Raw genomic sequence first — 23,034 nt, 5'->3', positions numbered from 1 at the left:
GATAGCTTTCTTTTCTATTTCGTCACGACTAAAAAATAACATCATTGTAGCGGGCCGTTAAAGAGCACCGCTTCAATACACAGGAGCAATACATGAACAACTTTACTTATCAAAATACAACTGCTATCCATTTTGGCGCAGATCAGATCGCCGCCATTACTGACAGCATTCCTAAAGACAAAAAAGTACTGGTTACTTATGGTGGTGGTTCAATCAAAAGTAACGGTGTCTATGATCAAGTAGTTGCTGCATTAAGCGAACACAACTGGGATGAGTTTTCAGGTATTGAGCCAAACCCACAATACGACACATTGATGAAAGCGGTTGAACGTATTCGTGCTGAAGGCTTTGATTATCTTCTAGCTGTTGGCGGTGGCTCGGTTGTTGATGGCACTAAATTTATTGCCGCAGCGGTTAACTTTGCAGGCGAAGAAGCTTGGGATATTTTAGCTAAGCAAGCCTCTGTTGAGTCAGCGATTCCATTAGGTTGTATCATGACGCTACCAGCTACTGGTTCTGAAACCAATATTGGCGCAGTGGTAACTCGTGGTAAAGATAAACTTGCTTTTATGAACCCATTAGTACGCCCACAGTTTGCGGTTTTAGACCCTCAAACAACATTAAGCTTATCTGAACGTCAAACATCAAACGGCGTAGTTGATGCCTTTGTACACGTCATGGAACAGTACTTAACTTACCCTGTTAATGCCAAAATCCAAGATCGCTTCGCTGAAGGTATCTTACTGACCCTTATCGAAGAAGGTCCAAAACTGATAGCTGATCTTCAAGATATGGAAGCTCGTACCAATGTTATGTGGGCAGCGACTCAAGCACTGAGCGGCTTAATTGGTGTTGGTGTTCCTCAAGATTGGGCAACCCACATGATTGGTCACGAACTCACAGGTAACTTTGGCGTCGATCACGGTCGCAGCCTAACTATCGTTCTCCCTGCATTAATGCAGGTATGTCGTGAAGAGAAGAAAGCGAAGTTACTTCAATACGCTGAGCGTATTTGGAACATCACAGAAGGTTGTGATGATGCTCGTATTGATGCCGCTATCGAAAAAACTAAGCAATTCTTTAGCCAAATGAACACTCCAGTATCATTAAGCGAAATTGATTTAACTGCAGCTGATATTGATACCGCAATGACAAGCTTAGAAGCACATGGAATGACAAAGCTGGGTGAGAATGGGTCTATCGACCTTGCTCGTTCACGTAAAATTTACGAAACTGCGCTATAAAAAATCAATAAAAATAGCAAAGACAATAATTAGCGGAATAACACTCCGCTTTTTAAAAATAAACCTCTCTTACGACACCAAGAGCTTGCTGCCCTTCCCCCCAAACAGTAAGAGAGGTTCCTTCCAAGCGCTCGTTACTTTTAAGCTATCATCTCGTCTAAACAGAATTGTCGTATTATTTTTAGTTTAAATACTTAGCTTACAACGTTCTAACATGAAAAGGATGCCCAAATGATTACCTTACATCATCTTAATCAATCTCGATCTAAACGTATAATATGGCTACTTGAAGAGCTTGACGTACCGTATAAAGTGAAAGCTTACCAACGTGACACTCAAACTCATTTAGCACCACCAGAGTTAAAAGCAATTCACCCACTTGGTAAATCACCAGTCATTCAAGAAGATGGTTTAGTATTAGCAGAATCGGGTGCAATTACAGAATACCTTGCTGAAAAATACGCATCTAATGTTTTAGTTCCAGCTAAAAACACACCAGAATATGCATTGTATTTGCAATGGTTACATTTTGCAGAAAGCTCAGCAGCTTTACCTTTATTACTTCATTACTTTGTCCAAATTGATGGCAGTCGACCTCAATTTCTCACTAACTATAGCCAAAAAGAATTAACGTTAGTTTTAGGTTACTTAAATGATCATTTAGAGAAGAATGCATGGTTGGCTGGAGAGCAATTTACTGCCGCAGATATCTTACTTTCTTTTATCGTTGAAATGGCGCATCAATTAGAATTGATCGAAAGCTACCCCGCTTTGCAAAAATACTTATCGGCTTTGCATCAGCGACCAGCGGCTCAAAAAGCACAAACCTTAGAAAGAGAATACGATAAGAAATAAAAAAGGGAGCGAAATGCTCCCTATTTAACTAAATTCATATTCAAAAAGTGAGCACGGTCCATCCACTAATATTGAGGCCGCACTATTTCTCTTTATTTCAAATCAAACCAGACTTGATTGTCATCATTGACTGGTTCGACTTTATCCGCAGAAGTGATATCGGCTTCTGGGCTTGAGGTAAGATCATCTTGAGATACTGTAGGCGCTTCAGTCTGTGCTATACCACGCTTTTTAGCCGCTTCCTTTTCAAAATCTTCCACGCTAGTAAAGAGTTGCACTGAAAAATCGATACTGTCACCTTGAATGCGGTGAACTTGAACCGATGCAACACTATTAAAGCTTTTTAACATTCTCTCTAGAGCAAAAAAGTCTTTCGCATTACTGATACCAGAAAAATGAGCTTGTAATGAATCATCAGGCTCTTGGTTAAGCGCTAATTTATTTTGCTTAGCATAATACAAACTCACTTTAGCAATTGCGCTATCGATAGCCTCAGCAACCGTTCCACTTTCTGTACCCGTTAAAGCAGCTTCTGGATTGCTGGCAATTTTTTCTGGAGCGATATCATAAAGCTGCCAAGTTAATTGCACTTGTTGACCTTCTCGTTCCACTTTTAAAAGTAACACTGCATCTGAAGGGTAACGTTGACTTGCCTTGGAAAGTGGATCGGCAAAACTGCCCCATAAGTCGGTAGCAGAAATGGTCGTTAGATCGTCCATATCGCCTAACGGTAAAGTAATCGGTAAACCGGATTGATTTGAAGCCGCTTGTAAATCACCAACCGATTCTAATCCCGATTGCTCCCAGCCTATTTGACGCTCTGAACCATCATCATCCACCAGCCATACTAATACATTCTCACGACTTTCTGGCCAGTACAACGCATTGGCTTGTGACAAAAGAGATTGCACTTGTTCTGAATTAAAGTCCATGACCATGCTCTGTTCACCATTTAACGTACTATTGTTAAATTGAGAAAGATAATCCGAACCATTATTTAATGCTTTCTTAATGATACTGTTGCTCGCAATACTTTTATTGCCAGAAGCTTTAATTAGAACTTGTTCTAACCCTTGCCCCCATGCAATAGATTGAGCATTTTTTTCTGCCGGCATTGGAACTTCCGTATGAAAAATATCAACATTTGTTTTCGCAGACACACCAAAAGGCAAGGCAGATAGCAAACATAAAATAGAAATGAGGGTATAACGCATAATAAACCTGTTTTGAAATCGCGCATTGATTGTTAGGCATTCATTATTCAATCGATATCAATGCAAAATAATTCACGAGCAGAAAAACCACTCAAAAAGTTGGTGAATAATACACCAATAATTCAATTAACGACATGCTAGCCGTTTTTTGCGCTCACATAAAAAAAGCGACTCTATAATCAGAGTCGCTTCTTGAAAATTAATTCCATCAGTAATGAAAATTATTGTGTGCCAAAAATCTTATCACCCGCATCGCCTAAACCCGGAATAATGTAGCCTTTGTCATCTAATTTTTCATCAATAGCCGCGGTATAAAGCTCTATATCTGGGTGTGCTTTTTCAAGAGCATCAATCCCTTCAGGCGCAGCAACTAACACTAATACTTTGATTTGCTGACAACCTTTCTCTTTTAAAAGATCGATGGTAGCAATCATTGAGCCACCAGTTGCCAACATAGGATCGACAACCAGAGCAATACGTTCTTCAATTTTTGTAGTCAATTTATTGAAATATGGGATTGGTTCTAACGTTTCTTCATCACGATAAATACCGACTACAGAAATTCGTGCACTAGGCATATGCTCTAATACACCGTCCATCATCCCCAATCCTGCACGAAGGATAGGAACCACAGTTACTTTTTTACCTTTAATTTGATCCACTTCAACCGGACCATTCCAGCCTTTAATGGTTACTTTTTCTGTTTCGAAGTCGGACGTTGCTTCGTACGTTAACAAGCTTCCCACTTCCGTAGCTAACTCACGAAAACGTTTAGTGCTAATGTCAGCTTCTCGCATCAAACCAAGTTTATGTTTTACTAGTGGGTGCATTACTTCTACGACTTTCATGTCTAGCTCCGTGCTTTATTTTTTCAAACCTGTTAATTATACCCAAACTGACTCAAAATGTATTGATGGATATCATCTAATTTGTCTGGGAACAGAACCGTTTAAAAAATTGACTGAAAAAACTCACGCAAACGTTTTCCTTTTCATTCCATCCCCTGTTAGAATAACGCCGTTTTTCATCTTGAATCTATTTCAAAGGCAATCTAATTAAAAACGAGGATTTCCCCGTGAGTGGTAACAATTCATCTCTAAGCTACAAAGACGCTGGTGTTGATATTGATGCAGGTAATGCATTAGTCGATAAAATTAAGGGTGTTGTTAAGCGCACTCGCCGCCCTGAAGTCATGGGTGGTATCGGTGGTTTTGGTGCTTTATGCGAACTGCCAACCAAATACAAACAGCCTCTTCTCGTTTCTGGTACTGATGGGGTCGGCACAAAGTTACGTCTTGCGTTGGATATGAAAAAACACGACACCATTGGCATCGACTTAGTTGCTATGTGTGTAAACGATTTGATCGTACAAGGTGCAGAGCCTCTTTTCTTCCTAGATTACTATGCAACAGGCAAGCTTGATGTGGATACTGCAGCCGAAGTGGTTACAGGTATCGGTGAAGGCTGTATTCAAGCAGGTTGCGCACTCATTGGTGGCGAAACAGCTGAAATGCCGGGTATGTATGAAGGTGAAGATTACGACGTAGCGGGCTTTTGTGTCGGTGTTGTTGAAAAAGCAGACGTGATTGACGGGACGAAAGTTGCGGCTGGCGATGCCTTGATCGCAGTAGGTTCCAGTGGCCCTCACTCCAATGGTTACTCACTTGTTCGTAAAATCCTTGAAGTCTCAAAAGCAGATTTACAAGAAGATTTAAATGGCCGCACGATTGGCGAGCACTTGATCGAACCGACTAAAATCTATATTAAATCAGCCCTAAAAATGATTGAGCAGCATGACATTCATGCAATCTCACACATCACAGGTGGTGGTTTCTGGGAAAATATCCCTCGCGTATTACCGGAAGGCACCAAAGCGGTTATCGATGGTAACAGTTGGGAATGGCCGGCTATTTTCTCTTGGTTACAACAAAAAGGTAATGTTGAAACTTACGAAATGTACCGTACTTTCAACTGTGGTGTTGGTCTGATTGTGGCATTGCCGCAAGATCAAGCGCAAGCCGCTGTTGACCTACTGAACGCTGAAGGCGAAAACGCTTGGATTATCGGTGCTGTCGCAAGCGCAGAAGCAGGCGAAGAGCAAGTCGTTATTAACGATTAAGCTTAGTCACTAATTGTCTTGCAATTTGGCCTCTAGAGTAATTAACTAGGGGCCTATTTTTTATCTGCTCATTTTAATTGGTTCAAGGTTTTTATCATGAAAAATATTGTTGTACTTGTTTCAGGTAGCGGCAGTAATTTACAAGCTATTATCGATGCTTGTGAAAAAAAACATATTAACGCAAAAATTACCGCTGTCTTCTCCAATAAAGCGGATGCTTATGGCCTTGAAAGAGCAAGAAGCCACAATATCAACGCCCATTCTATTTCTGCCCATATGTTTTTAGACGCGCAAGGCAAACCAGATCGTGAAGCCTTTGATGCCCACTTAATGAAACAAATCGATAAATATCAACCCGACTTAGTGATCCTTGCTGGTTACATGAGAATTCTCAGCCCTTCATTTGTAGCCCACTATTTAGGAAAAATGGTAAATATCCACCCTTCTTTATTACCTAAATACGCGGGTTTACATACTCATCAACGCGCGATTGATGCAGGTGATAGTGAGCATGGCACCAGTGTGCACTTTGTGACTGAAGAGCTCGATGGAGGCCCCGTTATTTTGCAAGCCAAAGTGCCCGTATTTGAAGATGATGATGCAACTAGCTTAGCTGAGCGAGTATTAGTACAAGAACACAGTATTTACCCAATTGTCACTCAGTGGTTTATTGAAGGGCGATTAGATATGAGAAACCAACAAGCTTATTTAGATGGTAAGCCGTTGGGCATGCATGGGTATGCGGAAGATTAAAAATTCGAGGTTCGGAAAAACGGAACTCGTTACAAGAAAAAGGCTCGATCATCTTATGATCGAGCCTTTTTGGTTCACTAAGCGTTCTAACGTCTATTTTGCAAACGGCTCATCGATCAACGACAAGCTGTTATCTAAAATCAACTCACCAAATTGAAATACACCGTATTCACTTGGTTTCATTTTATGCCAACGCTCGTTATCGGTCAGCGGTTGAGTTGCAATCACTGACACCACATCATTAGGAGTGGTTTCTTCTTGAAAGTCGATCGTAACCTCTTCATCAATTAATGACGCTTTACCAAATGGCGCTCGGCGAGTAATCCAATGCAAATTATTGGTACAGTACATCATCACATACTCACCATCGCTTAATAGCATATTAAATACACCAAGCTTCTTTAGCTCATCACAACATTGTGCGATGTACTCGAACACTTCTTGCATTTGCCTTGTATGCGGAGGCTCTGGATAACGGTCTTCTAACTGCTTTAAGATCCAACAAAATGAAAGTTCGCTATCGGTTTCGCCAATCGGTCGGTGTCGTCCGGTGTCTAAATCTTGATAATCACTGAGTTGACCATTATGAGCAAACGTCCAGTTTTTACCCCATAGCTCACGCGTAAATGGATGGGTATTTTCAAGGTTCACTTCGCCACGGTTCGCCTGGCGAATATGACTAATCACCGCACAACTTTTGATCGGATAGTTTTGAACTAGTTCGGCAATTTTAGAATGGCAGCTTGGTTTTGGATCTTTAAAATTACGACATCCTTTACCTTCATAAAAGGTGATCCCCCAACCATCTCGGTGAGGCCCTGTTTTGCCCCCCCTTTGAATTAAACCAGTAAAACTAAAACAAATATCGGTGGGGACATTTGCACTCATACCGAGTAGTTCACACATTCAACTATCCTTTCTTGCTTACAACATCATCTTAAAATGGTCACTTTACGAACAGAAAAATTAAGCTTCCATTTCTTTTTCAATTAACTGAATAACAATGTGAATAATTTTGATGTGGATCTCTTGGATGCGATCAGCATAACCAAAATGAGGAACACGAATTTCCACATCGGCAATACCTGCCATTTTACCGCCATCCTTACCCGTCAGCGCAATCGTCTTCATGCCTTTTGCTTTGGCCGCTTCCATCGCTTTTAAAATATTGCCAGAATTACCAGAAGTCGATAAGCCAAATAACACATCACCTTTGCTACCAACCGCTTCTAGATAACGAGAGAAGACATACTCATAACCAAAATCATTACTCACACAAGACAAGTGGCTTGGATCTGAAATGGCAATCCCTGGATATCCAGGGCGATTTTCACGGTAGCGTCCGGTAAGCTCTTCAGCAAAATGCATAGCATCACAATGAGATCCCCCATTACCACAAGATAGAACTTTGCCACCTTGCTTAAAAGAATCAGCGATCATTTTTGCTGCTGATTCAATATCTTGAAGATTCTTATCATCACTTAAAAAAGCATTTAATACTTGAGCCGCTTCCGTCAATTCACTTCGAATCAAATCTTGATACATGGGAGTTCCCTATTTTTTGAGAGTTATCAGACAATGAGTGTACCTATAAATCTAAAAGCCTGTCGACCAATTCGATGTAAATATTCTCTCATTGATGGATTCTTTGCCATTGCAATGACAAAACAACTATCTTTAAAAATAGAATGGTTAAATAAAAGACTAATTTTATGCTTGAGATCACTTTTCAACTACATTGCTGTTTTACAATTGAACAACAAGCCGATTACAATGAATCAATCTGGTACGACCACTTGTTTTTGTGTCATCGCAACTCTGTTGATAACAACATGGGCTATAACAAAAAAACGTCGTCATATCACCCATCATAATAAGGAAGACAAAGATGACCATCCTGTTAACCATAATCGTTACGCTTGTCGTATTCGGTTTCTGTTTATACCACCGCTATTCACAAACAATCACTCTCAGCACAATGGCTGGGATAATGCTGCTTTCAACATTACTAGGTGGTTTTTCCATTATCTTATTCGGGCTGTTTGTTATTATTTCTGCTTTAATTGCAGTCCCTGCGATTCGTCGTCCTCTTTTCAGCCAACCGGCGCTGAAAGTGTTTAGAAAAATTCTTCCTGAAATGTCACAAACAGAGAAAGAAGCAATCGATGCAGGTACCGTATGGTGGGAAGCAGAACTATTTAAAGGTAAGCCTGATTGGAAAAAACTGTCGGATATCGAAGCGCCAACACTTAGCGCAGAAGAACAAGCTTTCATTGATGGCCCTGTTAATGAAGTATGTGCAATGGCAAATGATTTTGAAATCACCCATGAGTTGGCCGATTTACCTCCTGAAATTTGGCAATATCTAAAAGATCACAAATTCTTCGCGATGATCATTAAGAAGAAATATGGCGGTCTAGAGTTTTCTGCTTACGCTCAATCGATTGTTTTGCAAAAACTCACCGGCGTATCGAGTGTTTTGTCTTCAACCGTCGGCGTACCGAACTCATTAGGCCCAGGTGAACTGTTGCAACACTACGGCACCAAAGAACAACAAGATCATTACTTACCTCGCCTTGCTGAAGGTAAAGAAATCCCATGTTTTGCTTTAACTAGCCCTGAAGCTGGTTCAGATGCGGGTGCTATCCCTGACTTTGGTATCGTTTGTAAAGGCGAATGGCAAGGTGAAGAAGTACTTGGTATGCGCTTAACTTGGAATAAACGTTATATCACTCTTGCTCCTGTTGCTACCGTTCTAGGGTTAGCATTTAAACTGCAAGATCCTGATGGATTGCTCGGCCTTAAAACCGAAGATGGCAGTGATAAAAAAGATATTGGGATCACTTGTGCGTTGATCCCAACAGATACGGACGGTGTGAAAATTGGTCGTCGACACTTTCCACTGAATATCCCGTTCCAAAATGGCCCGACTCAAGGGGAGGACATCTTTGTTCCTTTAGACTATATCATCGGTGGACCAAGCATGGCTGGTCAAGGATGGCGCATGCTGGTGGAATGTCTTTCTGTTGGTCGGGGCATTACCTTACCGTCAAACTCAACTGGCGGCACAAAATCGGCAGCTCTTGCGACCGGTGCTTATGCACGTATTCGTCGTCAATTTAAACAACCTATTGGACACATGGAAGGTATCGAAGAGCCTCTTGCACGCATTGCCGGTAATACTTATGTAATGGATGCAGCAAGCCAGTTAACGGTTGCCGGTATCGACTTAGGTGAAAAACCATCGGTCATTTCAGCTATTGTAAAATACCACTGTACCCATCGTGGTCAACGTTGCGTAATTGATGCGATGGACATCGTTGGTGGTAAAGGTGTTTGTATGGGGCCTGCGAACTTCCTTGCTCGTGGTTATCAAGGTTCACCTATTGCCATTACGGTAGAAGGTGCCAACATTTTAACACGCTCTATGATCATTTATGGTCAAGGTGCCATTCGTTGTCATCCTTTTGTTCTTGAAGAAATGGATGCCGCGCATTCATCAGATAGCAATGCTCTTGAACGTTTTGATTCCGCTATTTTCGGCCACATTGGTTTTAGCATGAGTAACGCCGTTCGCAGTTTCTGGCTTGGGATGACCGATGGCCGTGGTTCAGACTATGCTGTTCCTAATGATCCAAACTTCAATGGTATCGTTCATGATCAAATTAAAGGCTACTACCAAAAACTAAACCGTTATAGCGCCAACATTGCATTGTTATCGGATGTATCGATGGCGGTATTGGGTGGTTCTTTAAAACGTAAAGAACGCTTATCCGCTCGTCTTGGTGATGTGCTAAGTCAGTTATACTTAAGCTCAGCAACGCTAAAACGTTTTGAAATGGAAGGCTACCAAGAAGCGGATTTACCATTAGTCCATTGGGGACTTCAAGACAGTTTACGCCAAGCTGAAGAAGCCATTGATGATTTATTGCAGAACTTCCCTGCTCGTGGTGTGGCTCGTATGCTTCGTATCGTAATGCTGCCATTTGGCACAGTGCGTAAAGCACCAAGTGATCAACTAGACAATGAAGTGGCTCTTATTCTTCAAACCCCTTCAGAGACTCGTTCACGCTTAGGTCGTAATCAGTACCTAGCCCCAACAGAGCACAATCCGGCAGGCAAAATAGAACGCGCTTTAGACGTCATTCTAAAAGCTGAACCTATTTTCAATGAGATTTGTAAGAAGCTAGAAAAACGTCGCCCATTTGTACAATTAGACAAAGTGGCTGAAATTGGCTTAGAAAATGGTTGGATTAGCGAGGAAGAAGCTACGATTCTACGTGATGCCGAATTCTATCGTTTAGAAACCATCAATGTTGATGACTTTGACCCAAACGAGCTTATTGTAAAGAAGTCAGACGCTCAAGTAAGTAAAGTGGCTTAATTCTAGGTTATAGGCAAAGTTTAGCCTGACTTCACAACAATGAAGTCGGGCTTTTTTATCTATAAATGAAATGATGGTTATACTGACTCAGTATCACAACGCCACAAACAAGTCCCTTTTTTTGCAAACACATCTAATCGATCTTCATGTTGCTGCAATTCTTCATCGCTAGCTCTTAATACCTTTAATGCTTTTCGGCCCTGAACGCGTTTAATGGTTTCACCTGTCTCGCCTTCTTTGGCTTGCCCTGCATTAAATTGCATTGCCGTCTGTCCACCTGTCATTAACAAGTAAACATCGGCAAGTATTTCGGCATCGAGTAATGCGCCGTGCAAGGTGCGGTGAGAGTTATCTATTCCATAGCGATCACATAAAATATCAAGGTTATTTCGTTTACCCGGAAAGATTTTCTTCGCCATCGCTAAGGTATCGGTAATTTTGCAGATTTCCGATGTTTTGACTCTGTGTGAAGCTAGCTGGAATTCATAATCCATAAAGCCCACATCAAACGATGCGTTGTGAGCCACCAGCTCAGCGCCTTTAATGAAATCTAAAAACTCCTGATGTACTGCCTTATATTCAGGTTTATCAACTAAAAATTCATCCGTAATACCATGAACTGCAATCGCTTCTGGATCGATTTCTCGATCAGGTTTGATGTACACATGAAAATGTTTCCCCGTCAGTTTACGGTCGATAATTTCCACTGCACCAATTTCAATAATTCGATGCCCCATATACACAGGGCCACCTTCACGGTTCATACCGGTGGTTTCAGTATCGAGTACAATGATGCGATCATGAGAAGAATTGGTGGTATTCATAATAAACTCTATGTCAGACTAATGAGATGTTAGTAAAGAATTAAGGTAATAGTACCAAATGATGGCAAAACAAGTTGAGATTTTCACGGATGGTTCGTGTTTAGGCAACCCGGGACCTGGTGGCTATGGTATTGTGCTTCGCTATAAAGGCAAAGAAAAGTATTTATCTGAAGGCTTTAATCTAACGACTAATAACCGAATGGAAATGATGGCCGCAGTTGTCGCTTTAAAAGCGTTAACTGAACCTTGCCAAGTTGTACTGACCACAGACAGCCAATACGTGCGCCAAGGCATCACACAATGGATTCATGGCTGGAAAAAGAAAAACTGGCAAACCTCGGCGAAAAAACCAGTCAAAAATGTCGACTTATGGAAACAGCTCGATGCTGAAACCGCGCGCCATGAAGTCGAATGGAAATGGGTAAAAGGCCATGCAGGGCACCGTGAAAATGAGATCTGTGATGATTTAGCTCGCACTGCTGCCGAATCACCAACCCGAGATGATCAAGGATTTGAAGGGTAAAATACATTGAAGTAAGTATCTAAAACTTGCCTTGCATCCAGTTCCAAATAAAAGGCAAAACTTTACCTTAGTTTGGAACTGGCTTGTTTATTGGTTTTCTCTGACGCTTGCTTGTTAAAGCCGACACTGGCAGGTGATAAATTGCCTCGCTTTAGTTTCCAGTGTGGCTTTATCGGGCGCAATGGATAAGTCCGTTTCTTTGCAACAATAAAATACACACTTCCAAAGGCAGAAGCGCACCCTCCAAGGCTGTGTTCAAGCCAAGTGGTGATCGCCTTCCCCTTTTTGACAGGAAAGAGCGCATAAGTATCACAATGCATCACTTCATAATTAAGCAGTCCAAGCCAATCTTTAATGCGATACGGGCTAAACATGCGCCCACTCCACGGTAAATTATTTTTTCGCCAAGGCATAAGGCTTGAAATACCGGTTAGACTCACTGGATTAAAGCCCGTCAAAATCATGTAACCGTCATCAATAATTATTCTATCTACTTCTCGCAACAAGCGATGAGGATCGCTACAATAGTCAAGCTGATGACACACTAATGCGGTATCAATACTTTTTTCGACAAACGGAAGGTCATAAGCATCAGCAATAACATTATGTAATGGGTTCAGAGTATCCACATTGACTTGATGTTTGATATTGCAGTTATGTGTCACTAACTCACAGCTTAAACCACCGAGTTTAAGCATGTGGTAACCAAATAATTTAGGGCACCACTCATCAAGGCGAGTTTGAATCGATTCAAAAACCCATTGACCATTTTTCAATTGCTGCCAAGAATGGGGTTGAACAAATGTTTTTTGAATTCGAGCTGGCTTCATAGCTTAACTATCTCTCGCGGTCGGATTGGAGATCCATAATGTTAACTGATAAAAACACTTCAGGATTAACGGTAAAAAGCATACCTGCATTTAATGATAATTACATCTGGCTGATCCAAAATAATTGCCAGCATTGTGTCTTGGTTGATCCGGGTGAAGCGGCGCCAGTTCTCGCACGATTACAACAAGATCAACTGGAGTTAGACTTTATTTTAATCACTCATCACCATGCTGACCATGTTGGCGGCGTGGCAGAGTTACTTCGACACTACCCAAAAGCAAAAGTCATTGGACCAAGCAACGACCCAGTGATGATGTTAAGCCAATCTGTCATGGGCGGTGATCACATTACAATATTTGGTGAAGACTTCTTAGTTATTGATGTCCCAGGTCATACCAAAGGTCATATTGCCTATGTAGGTGATGGTAAATTATTTTGTGGCGACGTATTATTTTCTGCTGGTTGTGGCCGTGTATTTGAAGGCACTTACCAACAAATGTTTGATTCTCTGCAAAAACTCGCCTCACTTCCGCAAGAAACAGAGGTGTACTGCGCCCATGAATACACATCTGCCAACTTATCTTTTGCTTTAGCGGTTGAACCAGATAACGAGTTACTACATGAATATAGAGATGAAGTGAATCGCTTAAGGGCACAAGAAAAATCTACCATTCCAACAACTATACGCCAAGAGAAATGGATCAATCCGTTTCTACGCTGCCAAGAACCAAGTGTGATGAAAGCTGTGGCAACACGAACCGATGAACTGTCCGAATTATCGGTATTTACGGCGCTTCGAGAGTGGAAGAATGATTTTTAACGAATTGTTACGTTTTATTTGTATAAAAAAAATACAGCTAAAACAATAAAATCACTGATAAATTTTTCTAAAACTGTCTTTTAAGCCTTACTTTTGGGTGCTTTATTAGCGGTTTTAGACTATTTGTTGCTTGCCAGCCCTTCCATTTCACCAGTATTATTCGCAGCTGATTTTAACAAAGGCTGCATAAATGACTTCAAAATACATTTGGGTTTTGGCGCTTCTACTCGCTGGTTGCCAAAATACACCGACATCTACAGAATCAAAAACCGATGGATCGGAAGCTACCCAAACTGTATCAGTTACCCCTGAAGTAGCTCCAGTTCCGAAAGTAGCCCCAACTAAATCGGTTAAAAAACCAATTACTCGTTCAAAACCGGCCGAACTCACACCACAGCAACAAGAAAATTTGTGGGACCGGATTTCCATGCAATTTAAACTTGAAGTCCCAGATGATCCACAAGTTGATTATTATCGAACTTGGTATTTAAAACACCCTGAACATTTAAAAACAGTATCTGAGAGGGCTGCACCTTTTCTTTATATGATAACGACTCGTATAGAAGAGCGTAACTTACCATTGGAGTTAGCGCTACTTCCTGTTGTGGAAAGTTCTTTTGACCCATTTGCTTATTCTTATGGCGGAGGCAGTGCAGCTGGGTTATGGCAATTTATGCCTGTAACTGCTGAGCGTTTTGGTCTTGAACGTAATTATTGGTATGACGGCCGTCGCGATGTCAGTGCATCTACTGATGCCGCGTTAGATTATATGTCTTTACTTGGGCAACGTTTTGATGGTAGTTGGGATAATGCAATCGCAGCTTACAACAGTGGCGGTGGCCGAGTATCAAGCGCTATTCGAAAAAACAAGAAAGCGGGCAAGCCGACCGATTTCTTTTCTTTAGATTTACCAAAAGAAACTCGTCAATACGTACCAAAATTGTTGGCACTGGCTGATGTTATCGCAAACAGCAAAGCCTATGGTATTGAAATACCCACTATTGCCAATAAACCAGTATTAACGTCGGTAAACCCTAAAGAGCAACTGGATTTAACGATAGCAGCCCAGTATGCTGGAATATCTGTTAAAGAATTGCAAAGTTATAATCCAGGCTTCAAAAAGTGGGCGACTTCACCAACTGGTCCGTATAGCTTCCTTATCCCTATCGATAAAGCTGAACATTTTGAGCAGCAGGCGACTAAAAACAGAGGTAAAGGCATTAAGCTGATCCGCTATAAAGTCAAAGCGGGTGATACATTAAGCGTGATTGCTAGAAACAATCAAACAACCTCACAAGTTATCCAAAAAGCGAATGGCCTTAAATCCACCAATATTCGTATTGGACAGCTTTTGATGGTGCCAAAATCGGCCCAACAGAATCCGTCTTATGGGCGTAGTTCTAATACTCGTTTAGCGAAATCGACGCCAAGTAATAAAGCTAAATCCTCTTACACGGTAAGAAGTGGTGATAGCTTGTGGAGTATCGCGAAAAAGAATCATATTTCGACAAATACATTAGCAAGCTGGAATAGCATGTCATCAAAAGACTCATTGCGCATTGGCCAAAAGCTCGTTATTTGGACGGATAGCAAAAACAGCTCAACACTTCGCACTGTATTTTATAACGTTCGATCTGGTGACACAGTGGGTGCAATTGCTCAAAAATTCAAAGTAAAAACCGCTGATGTATTAAGTTGGAATGATTTAAGCCATAAAGATTACTTAAAGCCCGGGCAAAAATTAAAGTTGTATATCAACGAGTCTGAAACAAATGCTTAACGCTTTTATGTTTCGTTGCTTAGTCTTTAATGAATAACCCGAAAATAACAGAGCCTCTGATGATAAATCAGAGGCTCTTTTGTTTACGCTCGAAGACGAAGTCATTACTTATAGGCTAAACTTCACCATCATAGGGTTATGATCAGAAGCGGTCGTTACTAGTGAGGAAGCTTCCAAAACATTCAAATCACGATAAAACACATGATCAAAGGCTAAGTCATTAATAAAGCGACGGCGGTGATCGGGCTTAAACGTCACTTCTTGCATGAAGAGTTTCGCCATAATATAACGAACCTCCTGCCACCGCCCTTCACTCCATGTATTAAAATCACCAGCAATAATCATTGGGCCTTCATGTTTTTTAACTGCTCGCTCTAAATGATTAATCTGAGTTTGAAAGTCTTCTGTCCCTAACGTGAAATTAATAGCATGTAAGTTAATTGTCACAAGTTCTTGCCCATTCGATAAACGGTAACGAGCATACAAAGCCGATTTAGGCAGTAAAATCCATGGTTCTACCGCCGTATAAGCACACGCTCTATTAGGTAAAACACTCGAAAGATTCAGCACACCAGCGCTTTCACCAAAGACTTTAAACGCATTCACTTGATTGGCTACCCACTCTTGACTCGCCAACCATTTTTGAAAGCTTTCCGTCAAGGTGGCTTCTTGTAACATCAATAACTGCGTGTTTTTACCATAATCTTCCAAAGTGGATTGCCAACCAGCATCGCCTTGTTTATGAATATTCCAAACAACCAGATTGAACTCTCCATTCTTATCAATAGGCTCTGAAGTGATATTAGATGGTTGGCGACAATACCAATCGGTTTGAATGTCTGATTGATTAATTGAGATAAGTTCAGGCGTTTTCGGAACCGTAAACACGCTAAAGTAACCAATAGTTAAACCTGCAATGATCGCAAGTAAGAGGAATGAATAGTGCTTTATTTTCATGCATGATCCTGACGATTGTCACCAACAAAAAAGGAAGCCGAAGCCTCCTTTCAATTGACGTGATTTATACCGCTTCGTCGTCTTCTTCACCAGTACGAATTCGGATAACGCGTTCCACTTCACTAACGAAAATCTTACCATCGCCGATTTTGCCAGTTTGTGCGGTTTGCATAATGCAATCAATGCAAGCATCTAACACATCATCAGACACGACAATTTCCAATTTTACTTTAGGTAAGAAATCCACCATATACTCTGCACCACGATAAAGCTCAGTATGGCCTTTTTGACGACCAAAACCTTTCACTTCAGAGACTGTCATGCCAGTAATACCCACTTCGGCAAGAGCTTCACGTACATCATCGAGCTTGAATGGTTTGATAATTGCTTCTATTTTTTTCATTGGTTCCTATCCCTAAAACACTGAAATTAATCTGAGTATACCCCTCAACTCAGATTGAGAAAAGCCTCTGCTTCTAACCTAAGATTATTGAGAAGAGAATTTTATCGCTGTGGCTTCTTATCTAACCAAATTAACTGGTATTGACTGCCAGAATAAGACTGCCCAACCCAAAGACCAGCAGCAGCAATCAATTCACTGCCATCTACAATAAATGGAATACGATGACGCAACCACGTTGGAATAGGATGCTCTTTTAATAATTTCGTTAATGCTCGTCCATGTGTGCGAGACTCTGGGTGAGCGTGAATTCCCGCGGCATTAAATATCACCAACACCGTATGAACTTCGCAAGGCAAAGACAAAGTTTGAATACTTTTTGCCGATAAATGCTCAGCTGAAAATACACAATCTTTAGTAACCGGTTTTAAAACAAGCTGCCCTAAATTATCAGGTAAATTCAGTGGGGTTTGAATATCCCATTCTAAGGTCACTGAAGACAGATCTTGGGTTTGCTTAAAAGCATACAGTCGTTCTTTTAACCGGCCAATTTGGGTTTGCCCATACCGAAAAACAGGAGCAGAATCTGTTTTTGCTAACGCAACATCTTGCCAAATATGTTCCATTTGCTTAGCGCTCGGCATCAATTGATCTTGTTCCTCTAACCACATTCGAATTAAAGCGACTTTAGCCGCCTCTGATTGGTTCTTTAACTTATCAATCGATATCGACCCATCATTTGCAATCATGCCTCTGTAACGCTCATTTAGAAGCTCTTGCAGCAATAACTCTTGTTCTGCACATAACGACGCACTTCTCGCGATGGTTTTTTCTATATTTGGCCAGCGTTCTTGTAAAATAGGAGTCACTTGATGTCGAATAAAGTTTCGATCAAACCGAGTATCTTGATTGCTTTCATCTTCGGCCCATTGCAATCCAATTTGTTGAGCATAAGTTTCCATCTCTTTTCGAGGGATACTCAAGAAGGGTCGCATAATATACCCATTGGAAAATGATGAAAATTTTGGCATGGCGGATAAACCTTTAGGGCCACTTCCTCGCTTTAGTGCCAACAAGAATGTTTCAAGCTGATCCGTCGCATGCTGCCCAGTAAGTAGAATACTATTATCATCAATATAATTATCTAAGGCTTGATAGCGAGCGTTACGAGCCGCTTGCTCAAGGCTCACTCTGGATCCCTGTTCTACCTTCACTTTTTCATAAGAAAATGGAATGTCGGCTTGCTTTGCCCATTTTTGGCAAGATGTAAGCCAGTGATCAGCGTTAGAGCTTAAACCATGATGAATATGTACCGCTTGGTAGGTAAACTGAGGATGTTCTTGTTTAAAGCGTCCTAACAGATGCAGTAGCACACGCGAGTCTAACCCACCACTCAACGCCACAACAAAATGCGTACCTACAGAGGCATGTTGATTCAATTGCTGAGAAAAAAATGGATAGAGCATGTGGTTCCTATTTGCAAGTGTTATACCAGTTCCAGCCAACGGCTGATCATAAAGATATTGGTATAAAACAATTATGCGGAAAACAAAAACAAATAAAGCGAGCCTCAGCCCGCTTTATCTTACTCGCCTATTCAGTTCACTTAGATAAGTTCACTTAAACGATGGCATTAAACTTCTGAGCTTAGCAGTAACCGTAACTCATTAAACGCTGGTAACGACGCTCAAGCAAGTTATCGTTATCTAACGGTTCTAGCTCTTCAAGTTGAGCGAGTAGAGTCGATTTCATATTAGCAGCCATACCTATATAATCACGGTGAGCGCCACCTAATGGCTCTTCGATGATCGAATCAATCAAACCAAGCTCTTTTAGACGAGGTGCAACTAAGCCCATCGCTTCTGCCGCTTGTGGTGCTTTATCCGAATCACGCCATAAAATAGAGGCACAACCTTCTGGTGAAATAACTGAATAGGTTGAGTATTGCAACATGTTGACATAATCGCCCACGCCTATTGCCAGCGCACCACCTGAACCACCTTCACCAACAACGTTACAAATCACCGGTACTTTAAGGCCAGACATTACTTTTAAGTTGCGTGCGATCGCTTCAGATTGCCCACGCTCTTCTGCACCCACACCAGGGTAAGCACCAGCAGTATCAATGAAAGTAATAATAGGAATATTAAAGCGCTCTGCCATTTCCATGAGTCGCAAAGCTTTACGGTAGCCTTCAGGGCGAGGCATGCCAAAGTTACGACGTACTTTTTCTTTGGTTTCACGACCTTTTTGATGACCAATCACCATTACAGGACGACCTTCTAAGCGTGCAAGGCCACCAACAATCGCTTTGTCATCGGCATAAGCTCGATCACCCGCTAATTCATCAAACTCAGTAAAAACATGCTCAATGTAATCAAGCGTATATGGACGCTTTGGGTGACGTGCTAATTGGGCAACTTGCCATGCGCCTAAATCACCAAAGATTTTTTTCTTCAGCTCTAAGCTTTTGGCTTCTAATTGGCTGATCTCTTTACCCAAATCAACAGAGGTATCACCACCATGACGTGAAACTTCACGTAAAGCTTCAATTTTAGCTTCAAGTTCAACAATGGGTTTTTCAAATTCAAGAAAATCTAGGCTCATCAATGGATCCTTTATATCATTTTAATTTTTCATCGCAGATTAGGTGCAATAAAAAGCAGTTCAGAGCATGGCGAATAAATATTCTAAATGAACATTGATATAGGTTGTGTCAACACAACGACAATCAATTCCATGAATAATAACGTCTAATAATGCCCTGTTCTTTAGTTAAATTCGAGTTCTACTTGCTTAGAACCAATAAGAAGTTTCAATTCGTCGATTAAATCATCTTCTGGCGTTACCCGCCATTCAACCCCTAACGCTAGTTTTGCTCTCGCGTTTTGGCGTTGATAATAAATATTTACAGGGACAGTTCCTGCACGATAAGGCTCTAAAATACGGCCAAACTTTTCAAAAAACTTACCATCAATTTGAGACTCATCAATGGAAATCGACAATCCTCTGGCATACTTTTCACGCGCATCCGCTAAGCTCATGACTTCACGGGCCGACATTTTAAGCCCACCATTGAAGTCATCAAAGCTGACCTGTCCGGAAACCACCACAATTTTATCTTGTTCTAGCAATTCAGCATACCTGTCTAAGGCATCTGAAAACAGCATAACTTCTAAACGACCAGAGCGATCATCTAATGTCATTAAGCCAATTCGAGTCCCACGTTTGGTGGTCATAACCCGAGAAGCAATCACTAAACCGGCAACCGTCATCGATTGATCACGGCGAGTTGGTTGTAAATCATTTAAACGGCACTGAGTGTATTTGCCTAACTCTTTCAGGTACGCATTCACTGGATGCCCTGTTAAATATAGACCTAAGGTTGATCTTTCACCTTCTAGCCATACTTTTTCAGGCCATTTCGGCACTTGAGCATACGCTTGTTCAACTTCTTCCGGTGCTTCCGTTAATACGCCAAACATATCCGACTGACCAAAAGATTCCGCTTGGTGAAATTGCCCAGCCGCTTTTACCGCTTCATCTAAAGATGCCATCATGGCAGCTCGATGTGGACCTAAACGATCAAGTGCTCCAGCTTGAATTAATTTTTCTGTTACCCGTTTGTTACATTTTTTTAGATCAACACGGGCACAAAAATCAAATAAATCTTTAAAATGACCACCTTTTTCACGGCAAGCAATAATATTTTCAATCGGACCTTCACCCACCCCTTTAATCGCACCGATACCATAAACAATGGCACCATCTTCATTCACGTTAAAGCGGTATAAACCTGAATTGACATCCGGTGGCAGCACTTTTAAATTCATGCGTAAACATTCATCCACCAACCCGACGACTTTTTCAGTGTTATCCATATCGGCGGTCATTACTGCTGCCATGAACTCAGCCGGGTAGTGAGTTTTTAACCATAAGGTTTGATAGGAAACAAGTGCATAAGCTGCTGAGTGTGATTTGTTAAATCCATAACCGGCAAATTTTTCCACCAAGTCAAAGATTTTCATCGATAACTCGCCATCAACACCAATGCTTTCAGCGCCCGATTTGAATATAGAACGCTGTTTAGCCATTTCTTCTGGCTTTTTCTTACCCATTGCGCGGCGCAGCATATCAGCGCCACCTAAGGTATAACCGGCAAGAATCTGAGCAATTTGCATAACCTGTTCTTGGTACAGGATGATGCCGTAAGTCGGTTCCAGCGTTTCTTTTAGTGACTCATGTTGCCAAGTGGAATCAGGGTAAGACACCTCTTCTCGACCATGTTTACGGTCTATAAAGTTATCTACCATGCCTGACTGTAAGGGGCCTGGGCGAAATAATGCCACCAGTGCAATGATATCTTCAAAACAGTCCGGCTGAAGACGTTTAATCAAGTCTTTCATACCGCGTGATTCAAGTTGGAATACCGCAGTGGTTTCAGAATTTTGTAGAACTCGAAATGACGCAGGATCATCTAAAGGAATCGATTCAATTCGAATTGGATCTTTCCCTTCTTTTTGTAATCTTGGATTCACCAGCCCCAAGGCCCAATCAATAATGGTTAAAGTACGAAGCCCTAAGAAGTCGAATTTAACTAAACCAGCAGTTTCTACATCATTTTTATCAAATTGTGTTACCGGGAAGTTACCATCCGAATCACAATAAATAGGCGCAAAGTCAGTAATAGTGGTGGGTGAAATCACCACGCCACCAGCGTGCTTACCCGCGTTTCGGGTACAACCTTCCAAAATACGACACATATCGATGAGTTCTTTAACGTCTTCATCAGCAGCATAAATTTCAGGTAGCTGCGGCTCGGCATCAAATGCCTTAGCCAGCGTCATGCCAGGATCAGGCGGCACTAACTTTGAAATACGATCAACAAAGCCATAAGGATGACCAAGGACACGACCAACATCACGAATAACCGCTTTTGCTGCCATGGTACCAAATGTGATGATCTGCGATACCGCATCACGACCGTACATTTCAGCAACGTGGTCTATAACTCGGTCACGCTTATCCATACAAAAGTCGATATCAAAATCGGGCATGGAAACACGTTCTGGGTTCAAGAAGCGTTCGAACAGTAAGTCATATTCTAATGGATCAAGATCGGTGATTTTTAGCGCATAAGCGACTAACGAACCCGCACCAGAACCACGGCCTGGGCCAACTGGAATATCATTATCTTTAGACCATTGGATGAATTCCATTACGATCAAGAAGTAGCCGGGAAACCCCATCTGGTTAATCACGTCGAGTTCAATTTGCAGACGCTCATCATAATCGGGTCTACGCTCTAAACGCACTTTTTCATCTGGGAATAAAAATTCAAGACGATCTTCTAAACCTTCTTGTGATTTTTTCACCAAGAAGTCTTCTATAGAAAGACCTTCCGTTGGGAAGTTAGGTAAGAAGTATTCGCCTAAACGAACCGTAACATTACAGCGTTTTGCTATTTCAACACTATTTTGTAGCGCTTCTGGAATATCTTTGAACAGTGCGCACATTTCATCTTCAGTGCGTAAATATTGCTGAGCACTGTAGTTTTTAGGCCGCCTTGGATCTTCAAGAGTAAATCCATCATGAATAGCGACACGTATTTCATGCGCATCAAATTGATCAGGGGTTAAGAAAACCACTTCATTGGTCGCCACCACAGGTAAATCATATTGCTCAGCAACATCAAGGGCGAAATGCAAATAACTTTCTTCATCGGCACGCCCCGTACGGGTAAGCTCAAGATAGAAATGCTCAGGAAAGTGCTCTTGATAGAAATCAATACAACGCTCAACTAAAGGCTGATTTCCTTTCAGTAAGGCACGCCCGACCTCTCCGACACGCCCACCCGATAGGATGATTAATCCTTCTTTGTGATTCACTAACCATTCTTTATCTATAACAGGTTGATGCTGTACATGACCACGTTGATAGGCTTCTGAAATCAATAATGTCAGGTTGTTATACCCAGCGTTATTTTTCGCCAGAATTGTCACTTTGGTGAGTTCATCACCAAAATCTGGTGATTGAAGGGTAAAATCAGCCCCGATGATTGGCTTGATCCCACATGAATGGGCTGTACTGTAAAACTTAACCAAGCCACATAAGTTCGTAAAATCGGTCAAGGCCATCGCTGGCATGCCATATTCGGCAACTTTTTTTACCAAGGGCGGCACTTTTGACAGGCCATCAACCATGGAATAATCACTGTGGACGCGAAGATGTACAAACTTAGGATCGGACATAGATTTACTGTTTTTAACCATTATTGGTGAAAGTGTAAGGGCTAAACGAAGGTGCAACAATCATTTTAATGTTTTTATC

General features: G+C 41.5%; 19 protein-coding genes. 8 read left to right on the top strand and 11 right to left on the bottom strand.

Annotated features, from left to right (window positions below):
• Positions 1–92 precede the first annotated feature (92 nt).
• Both A1QC_RS11250 and A1QC_RS11245 read left to right on the top strand, forming a co-directional pair.
• Positions 93–1,244, top strand: coding sequence for an iron-containing alcohol dehydrogenase (locus A1QC_RS11250; protein ID WP_017025916.1), 1,152 nt, complete (start codon positions 93–95; stop codon positions 1,242–1,244).
• Positions 1,245–1,475: 231 nt separating this feature from the next.
• Positions 1,476–2,099: a glutathione S-transferase family protein gene (locus A1QC_RS11245; RefSeq protein WP_017025915.1), complete on the top strand. Its 624-nt coding sequence runs from the start codon at positions 1,476–1,478 to the stop codon at positions 2,097–2,099.
• A 92-nt stretch (positions 2,100–2,191) separates the two neighbouring features.
• Here A1QC_RS11245 and A1QC_RS11240 read toward each other — a convergent pair whose 3' ends face one another.
• Positions 2,192–3,313 carry a DUF2066 domain-containing protein gene (locus A1QC_RS11240; RefSeq protein ID WP_017025914.1) on the bottom strand — a complete coding sequence of 374 codons (1,122 nt, stop codon included), beginning with the start codon at positions 3,311–3,313 and terminating at the stop codon, positions 2,192–2,194.
• Between the two features lie 221 nt (positions 3,314–3,534).
• The gene (upp, locus tag A1QC_RS11235) at positions 3,535–4,161 is read right to left on the bottom strand and encodes a uracil phosphoribosyltransferase (protein WP_017025913.1); all 627 of its coding nucleotides are present in this window, start codon (positions 4,159–4,161) and stop codon (positions 3,535–3,537) included.
• A gap of 227 nt (positions 4,162–4,388) precedes the next feature.
• Between upp and purM the strand changes: the two genes are divergently transcribed.
• Positions 4,389–5,432: a phosphoribosylformylglycinamidine cyclo-ligase gene (purM, locus tag A1QC_RS11230; protein WP_017025912.1), complete on the top strand. Its 1,044-nt coding sequence runs from the start codon at positions 4,389–4,391 to the stop codon at positions 5,430–5,432.
• A gap of 96 nt (positions 5,433–5,528) precedes the next feature.
• Entirely contained in the window at positions 5,529–6,185 is a 657-nt protein-coding gene (gene purN / locus A1QC_RS11225) for a phosphoribosylglycinamide formyltransferase (RefSeq protein ID WP_017025911.1), read from the top strand.
• Between the two features lie 93 nt (positions 6,186–6,278).
• Here purN and A1QC_RS11220 read toward each other — a convergent pair whose 3' ends face one another.
• Together A1QC_RS11220 and lpcA are read right to left on the bottom strand one after the other, a co-directional pair.
• Entirely contained in the window at positions 6,279–7,091 is an 813-nt protein-coding gene (locus A1QC_RS11220; protein WP_017025910.1) for a class II glutamine amidotransferase, read from the bottom strand.
• 60 nt (positions 7,092–7,151) lie between these two features.
• Positions 7,152–7,730, bottom strand: coding sequence for a D-sedoheptulose 7-phosphate isomerase (gene lpcA, locus A1QC_RS11215; RefSeq protein ID WP_017025909.1), 579 nt, complete (start codon positions 7,728–7,730; stop codon positions 7,152–7,154).
• 343 nt (positions 7,731–8,073) lie between these two features.
• On the opposite strand from lpcA, the gene fadE reads away from it, so the two are divergent.
• On the top strand, positions 8,074–10,569 hold the full coding sequence (fadE, locus tag A1QC_RS11210; RefSeq protein ID WP_017025908.1) for an acyl-CoA dehydrogenase FadE: 2,496 nt from the start codon (positions 8,074–8,076) through the stop codon (positions 10,567–10,569).
• A gap of 77 nt (positions 10,570–10,646) precedes the next feature.
• Here fadE and dnaQ read toward each other — a convergent pair whose 3' ends face one another.
• Positions 10,647–11,393 carry a DNA polymerase III subunit epsilon gene (gene dnaQ / locus A1QC_RS11205; protein WP_017025907.1) on the bottom strand — a complete coding sequence of 249 codons (747 nt, stop codon included), beginning with the start codon at positions 11,391–11,393 and terminating at the stop codon, positions 10,647–10,649.
• Between the two features lie 61 nt (positions 11,394–11,454).
• Between dnaQ and rnhA the strand changes: the two genes are divergently transcribed.
• Positions 11,455–11,916 (top strand): ribonuclease HI, encoded by a 462-nt coding sequence (rnhA, locus tag A1QC_RS11200; protein ID WP_026025925.1) that lies wholly within the window; start codon positions 11,455–11,457, stop codon positions 11,914–11,916.
• Positions 11,917–11,978: 62 nt separating this feature from the next.
• Here rnhA and A1QC_RS11195 read toward each other — a convergent pair whose 3' ends face one another.
• Complete coding sequence (locus A1QC_RS11195) at positions 11,979–12,746, bottom strand: methyltransferase domain-containing protein (RefSeq protein ID WP_017025905.1); 768 nt, start codon at positions 12,744–12,746, stop codon at positions 11,979–11,981.
• Between the two features lie 38 nt (positions 12,747–12,784).
• On the opposite strand from A1QC_RS11195, the gene gloB reads away from it, so the two are divergent.
• Positions 12,785–13,567 carry a hydroxyacylglutathione hydrolase gene (gene gloB / locus A1QC_RS11190; protein WP_017025904.1) on the top strand — a complete coding sequence of 261 codons (783 nt, stop codon included), beginning with the start codon at positions 12,785–12,787 and terminating at the stop codon, positions 13,565–13,567.
• Between the two features lie 190 nt (positions 13,568–13,757).
• Complete coding sequence (locus A1QC_RS11185) at positions 13,758–15,347, top strand: lytic transglycosylase (RefSeq protein WP_017025903.1); 1,590 nt, start codon at positions 13,758–13,760, stop codon at positions 15,345–15,347.
• A gap of 108 nt (positions 15,348–15,455) precedes the next feature.
• Here A1QC_RS11185 and A1QC_RS11180 read toward each other — a convergent pair whose 3' ends face one another.
• From A1QC_RS11180 to dnaE, 5 genes are all read right to left on the bottom strand, one after another.
• Entirely contained in the window at positions 15,456–16,304 is an 849-nt protein-coding gene (locus A1QC_RS11180; protein ID WP_017025902.1) for an endonuclease/exonuclease/phosphatase family protein, read from the bottom strand.
• Between the two features lie 64 nt (positions 16,305–16,368).
• Entirely contained in the window at positions 16,369–16,707 is a 339-nt protein-coding gene (glnB, locus tag A1QC_RS11175) for a nitrogen regulatory protein P-II (protein WP_017025901.1), read from the bottom strand.
• Positions 16,708–16,808: 101 nt separating this feature from the next.
• A complete protein-coding gene (tilS, locus tag A1QC_RS11170) occupies positions 16,809–18,170 on the bottom strand; it encodes a tRNA lysidine(34) synthetase TilS (RefSeq protein ID WP_017025900.1) in 1,362 nt (453 codons plus the stop codon).
• Between the two features lie 181 nt (positions 18,171–18,351).
• On the bottom strand, positions 18,352–19,311 hold the full coding sequence (gene accA, locus A1QC_RS11165; RefSeq protein WP_017025899.1) for an acetyl-CoA carboxylase carboxyl transferase subunit alpha: 960 nt from the start codon (positions 19,309–19,311) through the stop codon (positions 18,352–18,354).
• Between the two features lie 164 nt (positions 19,312–19,475).
• The gene (gene dnaE, locus A1QC_RS11160) at positions 19,476–22,955 is read right to left on the bottom strand and encodes a DNA polymerase III subunit alpha (RefSeq protein WP_026025924.1); all 3,480 of its coding nucleotides are present in this window, start codon (positions 22,953–22,955) and stop codon (positions 19,476–19,478) included.
• Positions 22,956–23,034: the final 79 nt, after the last annotated feature.

This window comes from Vibrio rumoiensis 1S-45 (assembly GCF_000286955.2).
Taxonomy (GTDB): domain Bacteria; phylum Pseudomonadota; class Gammaproteobacteria; order Enterobacterales; family Vibrionaceae; genus Vibrio; species Vibrio rumoiensis_A.
Note: the sequence above shows the minus strand (reverse complement) of the source record. Positions and strands in the feature narration are given on the sequence as shown.